The organism is Streptomyces xanthochromogenes (assembly GCF_014650455.1).
GTDB lineage: Bacteria > Actinomycetota > Actinomycetes > Streptomycetales > Streptomycetaceae > Streptomyces > Streptomyces xanthochromogenes.
In genome coordinates, this window is the sequence record NZ_BMUZ01000012.1 from 207,195 (window position 1) to 220,619 (window position 13,425).

The following is a 13,425-nucleotide window of genomic DNA, read 5'->3' on the forward strand; positions in this document are numbered from 1 at the left end:
TACTTGAGCGCCGCTCCCGCGGGGGAGCGCCGCCGGGCAAGGAGGGCCGCATGACCGTACGGCGAGTAATGGGCATCGAGACGGAGTACGGGATCTCCGTCCCCGGCCACCCCAACGCCAATGCCATGCTCACCTCGTCCCAGATCGTCAACGCCTACGCGGCGGCGATGCACCGGGCGCGCCGCGCCCGCTGGGACTTCGAGGAGGAGAACCCGCTGCGGGACGCCCGCGGCTTCGACCTCGCCCGCGAGGCCGCCGACTCAAGCCAGCTCACCGACGAGGACATCGGCCTCGCCAACGTCATCCTCACCAACGGGGCGCGGCTCTACGTCGACCACGCACACCCCGAGTACAGCTCACCGGAGGTCACCAACCCCCGGGACGCGGTCCTGTGGGACAAGGCCGGCGAGCGCATCATGGCCGAGGCCGCGGAGCGCGCGGCCCAACTGCCCGGCGCGCAGCCGATCCACCTGTACAAGAACAACACCGACAACAAGGGCGCCTCGTACGGCACGCACGAGAACTACCTGATGAAGCGGGAGACCGCCTTCTCGGACATCGTGCGCCACCTGACCCCGTTCTTCGTCTCGCGCCAGGTCATCACCGGCGCCGGACGGGTGGGCATCGGCCAGGACGGCCACGAACACGGCTTCCAGATCAGCCAGCGGGCCGACTACTTCGAGGTCGAGGTCGGCCTGGAGACGACGCTCAAACGCCCGATCATCAACACCCGCGACGAGCCGCACGCCGACGCCGAGAAGTACCGCCGCCTGCACGTCATCATCGGCGACGCCAACCTCTCGGAGATCTCGACCTACCTCAAGCTGGGCACCACCTCCCTGGTCCTGTCCATGATCGAGGAAGGCTTCATCAACGTCGACCTGGCCGTGGACCAGCCGGTCCGCACCCTCCACCAGGTCTCGCACGACCCCACCCTGCAACACCTCGTCACCCTGCGCAGCGGCCGCACCCTGACGGCCGTGCAGCTCCAGATGGAGTACTTCGAGCTGGCGCGCAAGTACGTCGAGGAGCGCTTCGGGGCGGACGCCGACGAGCAGACCAAGGACGTCCTGGTCCGCTGGGAAGACGTTCTGAACCGGCTGGAGAACGACCCGATGAGCCTGTCGGGGGAGCTCGACTGGATCGCCAAGCGCGAGCTGATGGAGGGCTACCGGCGCCGGGACGGCCTGAACTGGGACGCGGCCCGGCTGCACCTGGTGGACCTCCAGTACGCGGACGTACGGCCCGAGAAGGGCCTGTACAACCGTCTGGTGGCCCGCGGCAAGATGAAGCGCCTCCTGGACGACCCCGGGGTCCTGCGGGCCCAGACGGAGCCTCCGGAGGACACCAGGGCCTACTTCCGGGGCCGCTGCCTGGAGCAGTACGCGGACGACGTCGCCGCGGCGTCCTGGGACTCGGTGATCTTCGATCTTCCGGGCCGGGACTCGCTCCAGCGGGTGCCAACCCTGGAACCCCTTCGCGGAACGCGTAATCACGTGAAGGCGCTGCTCGACCGGTGCCGGACCGCCGAAGATCTGGTGCGGGTGCTCTCGGGCGGCTGAAAGACCGCGGGTGTGGGAAACACAGAGGTAGGCCGCGCACGTTCCAGAAACTGCGGGGCCGATGTCAGACCCTGCTTGTAGGGTCTGATCAAGGACATCGAACCGAGCGGGGTGAGGTAGATGGCGACCAAGGACACCGGCGGCGGACAGCAGAAGGCGACGCGTTCCACCGAGGAGGTCGAGGAGCAGGCGCAGGACGCGCAGGCTTCCGAGGACCTCAAGGAACGCCAGGAGAAGCTGTCGGACGACGTCGACTCCGTGCTCGACGAAATCGACGACGTGCTCGAAGAGAACGCCGAGGACTTCGTGCGGTCCTTCGTTCAAAAGGGTGGGCAGTAGTTCACGGATGTGAACAACGCGGTCCGTCGTGGGAAACCCGGCCAGGGGTGAGGGATTCCCCTGGCGCGGCCCGGCCCCGTGGGAGCAGGGGCAACCGTGCAATGGGCCGGTCCTGCCCGGCCGTTCATGTGGATCACCGGCACACGGCGGGTAGGGTCCAGTCGTACTTGAGCTTCAACTGCAATTCGGCCATCGGCCTGTTGGGGAATTTCCCCGACACCGTCCGTCGCGCTGCCGCCTACTTGGAAGGAAACTCGTGGAAGCCAACACTCGTGGCACCGGGCGTCTACCAGCTGCCTTCCTGACGCCTGGGTCCTCCTCATTCATGGACTTCCTGTCCGACCACTCGCCGGAGATGCTCCCCGGCAAGCGCGTCCTGCCGCCCGTGCAGGGCCATGTTGAAGCCCCGCACGGCACGACGATCGTGGCCGCGACGTTCCCCGGCGGGGTCGTCCTGGCGGGCGACCGGCGGGCCACGATGGGCAACATGATCGCCCAGCGCGACATCGAGAAGGTCTTCCCGGCCGACGAGTACTCGGCGGTCGGCATCGCGGGCACCGCGGGCCTCGCGGTGGAGATGGTCAAGCTCTTCCAACTGGAGCTGGAGCACTTCGAGAAGGTCGAAGGCGCCACGCTCTCCCTGGAGGGCAAGGCCAACCGGCTCTCCACGATGATCCGCGGCAACCTGGGCATGGCCATGCAGGGCCTCGCCGTGGTCCCGCTCTTCGCGGGGTACGACGTGGACCGCGAGAAGGGCCGCATCTTCTCCTACGACGTCACCGGCGGCCGCTCCGAGGAGCACGGCTTCGCCGCCACCGGCTCCGGCTCCATCTTCGCCCGGGGCTCCATGAAGAAGCTCTACCGCGACGATCTGACGGAGCAGGAGACGACCACGCTCGTCATCCAGGCGCTCTACGACGCCGCCGACGACGACTCGGCGACCGGCGGCCCGGACATGGCGCGCCGGATCTTCCCGATCGTCACCGTCATCACCGAGGACGGCTTCCGCCGGCTCACCGAGGCGGAGTCCTCCGAGCTCGCCCGCTCCATCCTGGAACGGCGGCTGGAGCAGCCCGACGGCCCCCGGGCCTCCCTCCTCTGAGGCCCGCGCAGGCCCCGAGATGACCCAGCCACTGACAGAAAGGGACGGTTAGCCGGTGTCGACCCCGTTCTATGTCTCACCCCAGCAGGCCATGGCCGACCGTGCGGAGTACGCCCGCAAGGGCATCGCCCGCGGCCGCAGCCTGGTCGTGATCCAGTACGCCGACGGCATCGTGTTCGTCGGTGAGAACCCGTCCCGCGCGCTGCACAAGTTCAGCGAGATCTACGACCGGATCGGCTTCGCCGCCGCCGGCAAGTACAACGAGTACGAGAACCTCCGCATCGGCGGCGTCCGTTACGCGGATCTGCGCGGATACACCTACGACCGTGACGATGTGACGGCCCGTGGGCTCGCCAACGTCTACGCGCAGACGCTGGGCACCATCTTCTCCAGCGTCGGCGAGAAGCCGTACGAGGTGGAGCTGGTCGTCGCCGAGGTCGGGAGCACGCCCGAAGAGGACCAGATCTACCGGCTGCCGCACGACGGCTCGATCGTGGACGAGCACGGCTCGGTCGCGGTCGGCGGCAACGCCGAGCAGATCAGCACGTTCCTGGACCAGCGCCACCAGGAGGGCATGTCGCTCGCCGAGGCGCTGCGGCTGGCCGTGCAGGCCCTCTCCAACCAGACGAACGGCGCCGACCGGGAGATCCCCGCCGAGCGCCTGGAGGTCGCGGTCCTGGACCGGACGCGGCCGCAGCAGCGGAAGTTCAAGCGCATCGTGGGCCGCCAGCTTTCCCGGCTGCTCCAGGCCGATGTGGCCAAGACCGAGCCCACCGAGGCCCCTTCGGACCTGGAGGAGACGGAGGACGAGTAGTCCCCCGCCGCTCCTGACCGCGCCCCGGTTCCGCCTCAGGCGGGCCGGGGCGCGGCCGTCGAGCCCCGTACGGCCAGCGCCACCGGCAGATCCCCGCTCTCCACGGGGCGTCCCTCCAGAACGGCGAGCAGGGCCGCCATGCCCCGCGCGCCGACCTGTTCGGCGGGCAGTGTGAGCGTGGTCAGTTCCGGTTCGAGGGCGGTGGCGAGGTTGAGACCGTCGAACCCGGTGACGGACACGTCGTCGGGCACGTGCAGACCCAGCCGATGGGCGGCCTTGCAGGCGCCCGCCGCGAGGAAGTCGTCGTCACAGACCAGTGCGGTCGGGCGCGGGCCCGGGGAGCCCAGGGCGGTTTCCGCGGCCCGTCGGCCGCCGTCCACGCTGAGCTCCGCCCGGACCGTACGGAGCTCGGCGTCGGGCGTCCCGGCGAGCGCGGCGGCCAGCGCCCGGGCCCGTACGACGAAGGTCCACGAGTCGACGTCGGCGGCGATGTGGGTGAACCGGCGGTGTCCGAGGCCGAGCAGATGCTCCGTCAGGCGCCTTACGCCGTCGGCGATGTCGAGGTTGACGTGGGCCGCGGGCCCGGCCTCGGCGGGGTCGCTGTCGAGCATCACCAGGGGAAGGTCGCTGCCGCGGATCGAGGCGAGCGCCTCCGCCGCCATGGAGGAGGCGATGACGCCGTCGAGGGCGGTGCGCGCCGAGTCGAACGGGTCGCGGGCGGGGCCGATGCCCTCGGGGGAGGGGTAGAGCACCACGCCGAAGCCGTGTTCGGCGGCGACCCTGGCCGCGCCCGCGTAGACCTGGGCGAAGAATTCGCTGGTCATGGCGGGTACCACGAGCAGCGCGGTCCTGGTGCGGCCGAGCCGCAGACTGCGGGCGGCGAGGTTGGGCCGGTAGCCGAGGTCCTGCGCGGCCTCCCGGACCAGACCCGCGGTCCGCTCGGAGACCCGGCCCCGCCACTTGTCGCCCAGCACCAGGGAGACGGTGGCCTGCGACACCCCGGCCGCGCTCGCCACGTCCCGGCTGGTGGGCGGGCGCGTCCCGGCGGCCCGTCCGGACAGCGCGGCGCGGGCGGCACGCACCCCGGCGCGGGCCGCCACCGGCGCGGATGCCGCTGCGGACTCCGGGCTGTCCTGGCTGGTCAAGGGGCCTCCAGAGCGATGTGCGGGCGGGCGCGGGGTGGACCTGCGGACACGCCACATGGTACGTATGACCTCGGACGTTATACGTAACACTGAGGAGTGGGCATGGCGGCGGGATACGCGGAGATCCTTCGGACCCGGCACGCCGCACGGCTGCTCGCGGGCACCTTGACCGGCCGGCTGCCGAACGCGACGGCCGCGATCGCGGTCGTCTTCTTCGTCCGGGCCGAGGGCGGCAGCTACTCGCTCGCCGGCGCGCTGACCGCCGTGTACGGCGTGGCCACCGCCGTCGGCCAGCCGCTGCTCGGCCGGGCCGTCGACCTGTACGGCCAGCCGCGCGTGATGCTCCCCGCCTCCGTGCTTTCCGCCCTCGGCATGGTCCTGCTGGCCGTCGCCGGCATCGATCCGGTGGCCGTGGCGTACGCGGCGGTTCTCGTCGCGGGGCTCGCCACACCGCCCCTGGAGGGCGGCCTGCGGGCCCTGTGGCCCAGTGTCCTCACGCGCGAGGAGCAGGTGCACACCGCGTACGCGATGGACGCCATAGCCCAGGAGGTGATGTTCACGGTCGGGCCGCTGCTCGTCACCGTCTCCATCGCACTCTGGTCGCCCGCCGCCGCGCTGCTCCTGATCAACGCGCTCGGAGTGCTCGGCGCCCTCAGCGTGGTGCTGTCCGGGCCCTCCCGGAGCTGGCGCTCGGCGCCCCGCGAGGCGCACTGGCTCGGCGCGCTGCGCTCGCCCGGGCTGCTCGCGCTGCTCGGCTCGTTCTTCTTCGTCGGGCTCGCGCTCGGCGCGATCATCGTGGCCGCGTCCGCCTACGCCGACGACCACGGCAGCGACACGATCTACGGCTGGCTGATGGCGGCCAACGGGCTGGGCGCGCTGCTCGGCGGGCTCGTCTACGGGGCCCGGCGGTGGAGCGGCGCTCCCGAGAAGCGGCTGCGCATCCTGGTCGCGCTGCTCGCCGTCGGCTACCTCCCGCTGACGCTGGTTCCGGCCCTGCCCGCGATGGCCGCGCTCACCGTCGTCTCCGGGCTCTTCCTCGCGCCGTCCATCGCCTGCGCGTTCATCGTCGTCGACCGGCACGCCCCGCGCGGCACGGTGACCGAGGCGTTCTCCTGGCTCGTGACCGCCTTCGGCGTGGGCACGGCACTGGGCACGGCCGCGGCCGGACCCGCGGTCGAACTCGGTGGAACCGGCGCGAGTTTCGCGGTCGCGGGTGGCGGCGGAATCGCCGCGCTCGTGGTGCTCCTCGCGACGCAAAGGGTGCTTGCGGCTCCCGGGCGTCCGCGCTCTGTCGAGGTAGTTGACGAAAATGATCGAAACCGTGCCGTCGAACCCGGTTTCAGCTCAGGCCATCAGGCGTAATGTTCCCTCATGGACCGCCGCATTTTCGGGCTGGAGAACGAGTACGGCGTCACGTGCACGTTCAGGGGACAGCGCCGACTGTCTCCTGACGAAGTGGCGCGCTACCTCTTCCGCCGTGTTGTGTCATGGGGCCGCAGCAGCAACGTCTTTCTGCGGAACGGCGCCCGCCTCTACCTCGACGTGGGATCGCATCCGGAATACGCAACACCCGAATGCGACAACGTGACCGAACTGGTCACCCACGACAAAGCCGGTGAGCGCATTCTCGAAGGCCTGCTCGTCGACGCCGAACGCCGCCTGCACGAGGAGGGAATCGCGGGCGACGTCTATCTCTTCAAGAACAACACCGACTCGGCGGGAAACTCCTACGGCTGCCACGAGAACTATCTGGTCGCCCGTCACGGAGAGTTCTCCCGGCTCGCGGACATCCTCATCCCGTTCCTCGTCACCCGCCAGCTGATCTGCGGGGCCGGCAAGGTGCTGCAGACCCCGCGCGGCGCGGTCTACTGCGTCAGCCAGCGTGCCGAGCACATCTGGGAGGGCGTCAGCTCCGCCACCACCCGCTCCCGTCCCATCATCAATACGAGGGACGAGCCGCACGCCGACGCCGAGCGCTACCGGCGCCTGCACGTCATCGTCGGCGACTCGAACATGTCCGAGACGACCATGCTCCTCAAGGTCGGTGCCACCGACCTCGTGCTGCGCATGATCGAGGCCGGCACGGTCATGCGCGACCTCACCCTGGAGAACCCGATCCGGGCCATCCGCGAGGTCTCCCACGACATCACGGGCCAGCGCAAGGTGCGCCTGGCCAGCGGCCGCGAGGCCTCCGCCCTCGAAGTCCAGCGGGAGTACTACGAGAAGGCCGTCGACTTCGTGGAGCGCCGGGGCATCCGCACCGGCACGGTCGACCAGGTGCTCGAACTGTGGGGCCGCACCCTGGACGCGATCGAGGCCGAGGACCTCGACCGGATCGGCACCGAGATCGACTGGGTCATGAAGTACAAGCTCATCGAGCGGTACCGGGCCAAGAACAACATGACCATGTCGCACCCGAGGGTCGCGCAGATAGACCTCGCCTACCACGACATCCACCGTCGACGGGGCCTGTACTACCTCCTGGAGCGCAAGGGCCAGGCGGCGAGGATCTGCAACGACCTGAAGATCTTCGAGGGCAAGTCGGTGCCCCCGCAGACCACCAGGGCGCGGCTGCGCGGCGACTTCATCCGCCGCGCGCAGGAGCAGCGACGGGACTTCACGGTCGACTGGGTGCATCTGAAGCTCAACGACCAGGCGCAGCGCACCGTGTTGTGCAAGGACCCGTTCCGGTCCGTGGACGACCGGGTGGAGAAGCTGATCGCCGGTATGTGAGACGACGTCAGCCGTGTGATCCGGGGGCCCCGTGCGCTGTTGCGTACGGGGCCCCCGGGCATGCCGCACCCTTGTGGTACCGAAGTGGGGCCGTAGAGTGGCCGCTCCGACCGTTCCAGCTACCCCGAGGACCACTGTGCGACGCCGACTTGCTGCCGCGCTCATCGTGCCGGCCCTGATGCTCACCGCGGCCTGCGGAGGAGGTGACGACGCAGCGAAGAAGAAGGACGCGTCCGCTTCCCCCTCCGATTCGGCGTCGCAGCCGCCCGCGGCTCCCAAGCCGGTGTCCGACGCCTCGCCGATGCCCACCGTCGCCGGTGACGCGGACAAGAAGCCCACGATCACCATCCCCAAGGGTGACCCGAGCGGAAAGTTCGTCGTCAAGACGCTGACCGCCGGCACCGGGGCCGAGGTCAAGAAGGACGACCTCGCGGTGACGAAGTACACCGGAAAGATCTGGAAGAGCGGCAAGGACCTGGCCGGGTCCTACGACAAGGGCGGCGTGCCCCAGGTCATCCCGGCCGGCTCGCAGACCTACATCCCGGCGTTCAGCGAGGCGGTGCTCGGCCAGAAGGTCGGCGCCCGCGTCCTGGTCGTCGCGCCGCCGGCCGCCGCGTTCGGCGCCGCGGGCAAGCAGGAGCTCGGCGTCTCCGGCACCGACAACCTGGTCTTCGTCCTCGACGTCGACAGCGTCATGCCGAAGAAGGTCGACGGCACCCAGGCCTCCATCCCGTCCGACCTGCCGCAGATCAAGGCGGACAAGGAGGAGGCCGCCACGATCACGGTCCCGAAGAACGACCCGCCGAAGAAGCTCGTGGACCAGGTGCTCATCGAGGGCAAGGGCGACGAGGTCAAGAGCGGCCAGACCGTCTACATGCAGTACAGCGGCGCCACCTGGAAGCCCAACGAGGGCCTTCCGCAGGCGAAGCTGTTCGACACCTCGTGGAAGACCGGCGCCCCGTTCTCGACCGCGATCGGCCAGGGCCAGGTCATCGAGGGCTGGGACAAGGGTCTCGTCGGCAAGAAGGTCGGCAGCCGTGTCCTGCTCGTCATCCCGCCGGAGCAGGGCTACAAGGACAAGGCCCAGGGCGCGGACATCCCGGCCAATTCGACCCTCGTCTTCGTCGTGGACATCCTCGGAGCAGTGTAAGACTGTCCCGGTTGCCCATAGCGATTAGTAGGAGCATTACGTGAGCATCGACAAGCCCGAGATCGACTTCCCCGAGGGCGAGCCGCCGGCGGACCTGGAGATCAAGGAGATCTGGGAGGGCGACGGCGCCGTCGCCAAGGCCGGGGACTTCGTCAAGGTCCACTACGTGGGTGTGGCCTTCTCCACCGGTGAGGAGTTCGACGCCTCCTGGAACCGCGGCAACCCGCTGGAGTTCAAGCTCGGTGCCGGCCAGGTCATCTCCGGCTGGGACCAAGGCATCCAGGGCATGAAGGTCGGCGGCCGTCGCCGGCTGACCATCCCCGCCCACCTCGCCTACGGCGACCGCGGCGCCGGCAACGCCATCGCGCCGGGCGAGACGCTGATCTTCGTCTGCGACCTGGTCGCCGTCTGAGACGCACCCGGATCGGTCCCGAGCGATCGGACCTGATCGGACCGAGGGTCCATGCCTGCGGGCATGGACCCTCGGCTTTTGCCCCGGCAGCCCGGAGCGGTACGGTCAACGGTCGTAGCGCACAACGAGAGAGGGCGTAGGGCATCGATGGCGATCGCCAAGGCAGAGCGGCTGATGAACCTGGCGCTGTGTCTGCTCGGGACACGACGCGCACTCAGCAAGCGGGAGCTGCGCGAGTCCATCGAGGCCTATCTCGAGGCCGGTTCCGACGACTCCTTCAACCGGATGTTCGAGCGGGACAAGGACGATCTGAGGGAGCTCGGCCTGGTCATCGAGACCGTCGAGAACCTCGACGGTGAGACCGGCTACCTCGCCCGCCGCGACAGCAACCGCCTGCCGCCGGTCCAGCTCGACGCCGAGGAGGCCGCGGCCCTCGGGCTCGCCGCCCGCGTGTGGCAGCAGGCGCGGCTCGCCGGAGCGGCCAGCGGCGCACTCCAGAAGCTGCGCGCCGCCGGTATGCCGGAAGCCGACAATCCGTATGAGCACAGCGCGATCGAGCCGCGCATCCCGGTCCACGAGGCGGCCTTCGAGCCCTTGATGCTGGCCTGCCGGGACCGCCGCCCGGTCGTCTTCGACTACCGCAAGGTCACCGCTGTACGCCCCGAGGCCCGCCATGTCGAACCCTGGGGACTGGAGTGCTGGCGCGGCCACTGGTACCTGGTCGGCTGGGACCGCGACCGGGGTGCCGAGCGGGTGTTCCGGCTCAGCCGCATCTCCGGCAAGGTCCGCTCGCGCGCGGCCGCCTTCACCGCGCCCGTCCCCGATGTCGTCACCGTGCGCGAGACCGTCGAGACCTGGGCGGGCGAGACCGCGACCCGCTCGGCCCGCATCCGGCTGCGCGCGGGCGCCGGCTACCCGCTGCGTTCACGGGCCACCTCGACCCGTGAACTCGGCGACGGCTGGGACGAGTTGGAGATTCCGTACGGGCACGGGCTCGATGCCCACCTGGTGGAGTTCGGCCCCGACGTGGTGGTGCTGGAACCCGCCGATCTGCGGGCCGACGTGATGGACCGGCTGCGCGCCGTGGCCAAGGGCTGAGAGGGACGGGACGACCATGGCTGCCAACGCCATCGACCAGACGCGGCGGATGCTGTCGCTGGTGACCTATCTGCGCGAGCGCCCCGGCGCCCGTGTCGGCGACGTCGCCCGCGCCTTCGGCATCACCGAGGACGAACTGATCTCCGACCTCGACGTGCTGCCCATGTGCGGCACGAGCTTCCGCGGCGGCGACCTCCTGGACATCGACACCGACGGCGACCGCATCTGGTGGCACAACCCGGATGACGTCGCGGCCCCGCTCCGGCTCGCCGCCGACGAGGCGACCGCGCTCCTCGTGGCCGCCCGGGCCGTGTCCACGCTGCCCGGCCTGCGCGAGGGCGACCGGCAGGCGCTGCTGCGCGCCACCGCCAAGCTGGAGGCCGCGGCCGGCGAGGCCGCCGGCGCCAGCTCCCGCCTCTCGGTCACCTTCGAGTCCGAGGGCGGTGTCTTCGCCGAGGTGGACCGCGCGATCTCGGAGCGCCGCCGCCTGTGGGTGAAGTACTACTCGCCGGCCCGCGACGAGCTGACCGAGCGCGAGGTCGACCCGATCCGGCTGTTCGCCGTCGGCCACACCTACATGGAGGCGTGGTGCCGCCTCTCCGAGGCCCGGCGCACCTTCCGGCTCGACCGGGTCGCCGAGATCCGCCTGCTCGACGAGGCGTCCGCGCCGCCCGAGCTGGAGCTGCGCGACCTGTCCGAAGGGCTCGTCCAGCCCTCGGCCGAGGACCCCGAGGTCGTCGTCGAGGTGGGCCCCGGCGGCCGCTGGGTCGCCGAGTACTACCCGCACGACAGTGCCGACGAGCTGCCCGACGGCGGGCTGCGGATCACCCTGCGCACGCCCGACCCGGCGTCGCTGCGACGCCTCGCGCTGCGGCTCGGCCAGGACGGCCGGATCGTCACGCCGGACGATCTCGCCGAGAGCGCCCGCACGGTGGCCCGCGAGGCGCTGGCCGCATATGAGGAACCGCAGGCCGTGCGCCATCAGGGCTGAACCCGCCCGTCGGAGCCGAACCGCCCCCGTACTCGACCGCCAGAGCTGAGGAGAACTGCGGATCATGTCGGTACTGCCCGGTATTGCTCGTCCCGTGATCCCGGTCCTCTTCAAGGCGGCCTGTCCGGAGTGCCGCGCCCGCCTGGAGCTGGGCGCGGCCGCGCTGCGGCTCGCGATCGGGGCCAGCCGGCGCACCACCTTCTACTCCTTCACCTGCCCCGAGTGCGGTTCGGCCGTTCGCAAGCCCGCGGGTGAGCGCATCATCGAACTCCTCACCGGGGGCGGCGTCCGCACGCTCCGGCTCCACTCCACCGTCTAGGGTCCGCATGATGTTCTGGCCGATGACCGCCATCACCCTCGGTTTCCTCGGGATCGCCGTGCTCGGCGTCCTCGCCGTCAAGGTGTTCGTCGAGGCGCAGCGCCTCGGCCGCCAAGTGGCCGACACCACAAGCAAGATCAACCGTGCGGCGGAGGACCTGGAGCGCGCCGCCGTCGACCTCGCGGGGGCCGGCGAAACGCTGAGATGACAGGTGCGCTCCGATGCCGTCCGTTTCGGGGCGGTACGCTGCACAACGCGGCCCAGGTAGCGAGGCCCGGTCCGCAAACGGGCGTACGCACGGGGATTGCCCAGCGTTCACCCCTGCGCGTTACGATCGCTGCACGTAAGAACGGTCGGGCACCCGTCCGGCCGCCAACCGGCAGCCCCAACCCTGCAGCCTCGGTGAGAAGGTAAACGCTTATGTTCGGAAGGCTCGGCGCCCCCGAGATCATTCTCATCCTCATCGTCGTCGTCCTGCTGTTCGGCGCGAAGAAGCTCCCGGACATGGCGCGGTCGCTCGGCAAGTCGGCCCGCATCCTCAAGAGCGAGGCCAAGGCCATGAAGTCCGAGGGCCAGCAGCCCGCCCCGGCCGACCCGCCGGTCCCGGGCGAGCAGCCGCCGGCCCAGCGCACGATCCAGTCCGCGCCCGGCGACGTGAGCAGCGCCCGTCCGGTGACCGAGCCGACGGACACGACCAAGCGCTGACACCGGGCCCCAGCAGGCGCTGTTCACCTTCGTGACCAGAGTGACCTGCCGCACGAGATGAGGACGTGGGTTGCTCAAGTCTGCCCGCAAACAACAGAGGGACCCCGAGGGCCGGATGCCGCTCTCGGACCACCTTCGCGAGCTGCGCAACCGGCTCGCGAAGGCGGTGTTCGCGATCCTGGTCTGCGCCATCGTGGCGGCGTTCTACTACAAGGACATCGCGGGGCTCATCACCAAGCCGATCACGCACTCGGTCGGCTGCCCGGACGACTTCCACAAGCTCGCCAGCAAGAACAGGGACACCTGCGGCCAGATCACGATGTCCGGCCTCATGGGGCCGTTCACGCTGATGATCAAGGTGTCGATGGTCGCGGGCGTCGTGGCTGCCAGCCCGGTCTGGCTCTACCAGCTCTGGGCGTTCGTCGCGCCGGGTCTGCACAAGCACGAGCGGCGCTACTCGCTGAGCTTCGTCGCGGCCGGTGCCCCGCTCTTCGTGGCCGGCGGCTGGTTCTCGTACCACGTGCTGCCGGCCGCGGCCGAGGTGCTGCTGGGCTTCACGCCCTCGGGCGTGACCAACCTGCTGCCGCTCAACGAGATCATCGACCTCGTCACCCGCATGATCATCGTCTTCGGCCTCTCCTTCGAGCTGCCGTTGTTCCTCGTCATGCTCAACTTCAGCGGCATCCTCACCGGCCGCCGGATGCTGGGCTGGTGGCGCGGAATGATCATGGGTGTGACGGTCTTCGCGGCGTTCGCCACGCCGACCGTCGACCCGGTCTCGATGCTCTCGCTCGCCACCCCGATCGTCGGCCTCTACTTCGTCGCCGTGATCATCTCGCTGATGAACGACAAGCGCCGCAAGCAGCGTGCCGAAGCGGGACCGGCCGACGACGAGGCGTCCGACCTGGACCTCACGCCCGAGGACATCGGCACCGTCGAGGCGGTGACCTCGCCCCCGGCGCTGCCCGAGCAGTCGGACGGCGGACGCTCCACCAAGCTCAACGGGTACGACGACATCACCTGACCTTGACGCGAACGCCGGACCTTGTAGGGTC

General features: G+C 70.0%; 15 protein-coding genes and 1 pseudogene. 15 read left to right on the top strand and 1 reads right to left on the bottom strand.

Annotated features, from left to right (window positions below; all coding sequences use genetic code 11):
• The first annotated feature begins 50 nt into the window (after window positions 1-50).
• From dop to prcA, 5 genes and pseudogenes are all read left to right on the top strand, one after another.
• Entirely contained in the window at window positions 51-1,562 is a 1,512-nt protein-coding gene (gene dop, locus IE267_RS29065; protein ID WP_161250545.1) for a depupylase/deamidase Dop, read from the top strand.
• A 120-nt stretch (window positions 1,563-1,682) separates the two neighbouring features.
• Window positions 1,683-1,901: a ubiquitin-like protein Pup gene (locus IE267_RS29070; protein WP_016325855.1), complete on the top strand. Its 219-nt coding sequence runs from the start codon at window positions 1,683-1,685 to the stop codon at window positions 1,899-1,901.
• Window positions 1,902-2,017: 116 nt separating this feature from the next.
• Window positions 2,018-2,206: pseudogene (locus tag IE267_RS29075) on the top strand (endonuclease domain-containing protein); the annotation flags it as partial.
• Window positions 2,158-3,003, top strand: coding sequence for a proteasome subunit beta (prcB, locus tag IE267_RS29080; protein ID WP_100577084.1), 846 nt, complete (start codon window positions 2,158-2,160; stop codon window positions 3,001-3,003). The pseudogene IE267_RS29075 and the gene prcB, both read left to right, overlap by 49 nt.
• Before the next feature lie 55 nt (window positions 3,004-3,058).
• Window positions 3,059-3,817 (top strand): proteasome subunit alpha, encoded by a 759-nt coding sequence (prcA, locus tag IE267_RS29085; protein ID WP_100577085.1) that lies wholly within the window; start codon window positions 3,059-3,061, stop codon window positions 3,815-3,817.
• A gap of 35 nt (window positions 3,818-3,852) precedes the next feature.
• Here the strand turns inward: prcA and IE267_RS29090 are convergent, their stop codons facing one another.
• Window positions 3,853-4,878: a LacI family DNA-binding transcriptional regulator gene (locus tag IE267_RS29090; RefSeq protein WP_229861487.1), complete on the bottom strand. Its 1,026-nt coding sequence runs from the start codon at window positions 4,876-4,878 to the stop codon at window positions 3,853-3,855.
• A 186-nt stretch (window positions 4,879-5,064) separates the two neighbouring features.
• On the opposite strand from IE267_RS29090, the gene IE267_RS29095 reads away from it, so the two are divergent.
• The 10 genes from IE267_RS29095 (at window position 5,065) to tatC (ending at window position 13,394) form a co-directional block, all read left to right on the top strand.
• On the top strand, window positions 5,065-6,324 hold the full coding sequence (locus IE267_RS29095) for an MFS transporter (RefSeq protein ID WP_189765272.1): 1,260 nt from the start codon (window positions 5,065-5,067) through the stop codon (window positions 6,322-6,324).
• A gap of 9 nt (window positions 6,325-6,333) precedes the next feature.
• Window positions 6,334-7,695, top strand: coding sequence for a Pup--protein ligase (pafA, locus tag IE267_RS29100; RefSeq protein WP_053723508.1), 1,362 nt, complete (start codon window positions 6,334-6,336; stop codon window positions 7,693-7,695).
• 136 nt (window positions 7,696-7,831) lie between these two features.
• Complete coding sequence (locus tag IE267_RS29105; protein WP_161250537.1) at window positions 7,832-8,845, top strand: FKBP-type peptidyl-prolyl cis-trans isomerase; 1,014 nt, start codon at window positions 7,832-7,834, stop codon at window positions 8,843-8,845.
• A 40-nt stretch (window positions 8,846-8,885) separates the two neighbouring features.
• On the top strand, window positions 8,886-9,257 hold the full coding sequence (locus tag IE267_RS29110) for an FKBP-type peptidyl-prolyl cis-trans isomerase (RefSeq protein ID WP_167154659.1): 372 nt from the start codon (window positions 8,886-8,888) through the stop codon (window positions 9,255-9,257).
• A 147-nt stretch (window positions 9,258-9,404) separates the two neighbouring features.
• Complete coding sequence (locus IE267_RS29115; protein WP_189765273.1) at window positions 9,405-10,355, top strand: helix-turn-helix transcriptional regulator; 951 nt, start codon at window positions 9,405-9,407, stop codon at window positions 10,353-10,355.
• Between the two features lie 16 nt (window positions 10,356-10,371).
• The gene (locus tag IE267_RS29120) at window positions 10,372-11,346 is read left to right on the top strand and encodes a helix-turn-helix transcriptional regulator (protein WP_167154661.1); all 975 of its coding nucleotides are present in this window, start codon (window positions 10,372-10,374) and stop codon (window positions 11,344-11,346) included.
• Window positions 11,347-11,410: 64 nt separating this feature from the next.
• Window positions 11,411-11,665 carry a hypothetical protein gene (locus IE267_RS29125; RefSeq protein ID WP_161250528.1) on the top strand — a complete coding sequence of 85 codons (255 nt, stop codon included), beginning with the start codon at window positions 11,411-11,413 and terminating at the stop codon, window positions 11,663-11,665.
• 10 nt (window positions 11,666-11,675) lie between these two features.
• On the top strand, window positions 11,676-11,873 hold the full coding sequence (locus IE267_RS29130) for a hypothetical protein (protein WP_167156401.1): 198 nt from the start codon (window positions 11,676-11,678) through the stop codon (window positions 11,871-11,873).
• Window positions 11,874-12,085: 212 nt separating this feature from the next.
• Entirely contained in the window at window positions 12,086-12,370 is a 285-nt protein-coding gene (gene tatA, locus IE267_RS29135; RefSeq protein WP_100577094.1) for a Sec-independent protein translocase subunit TatA, read from the top strand.
• A 70-nt stretch (window positions 12,371-12,440) separates the two neighbouring features.
• Entirely contained in the window at window positions 12,441-13,394 is a 954-nt protein-coding gene (gene tatC / locus IE267_RS29140; protein ID WP_189765275.1) for a twin-arginine translocase subunit TatC, read from the top strand.
• Window positions 13,395-13,425 lie beyond the last annotated feature (31 nt).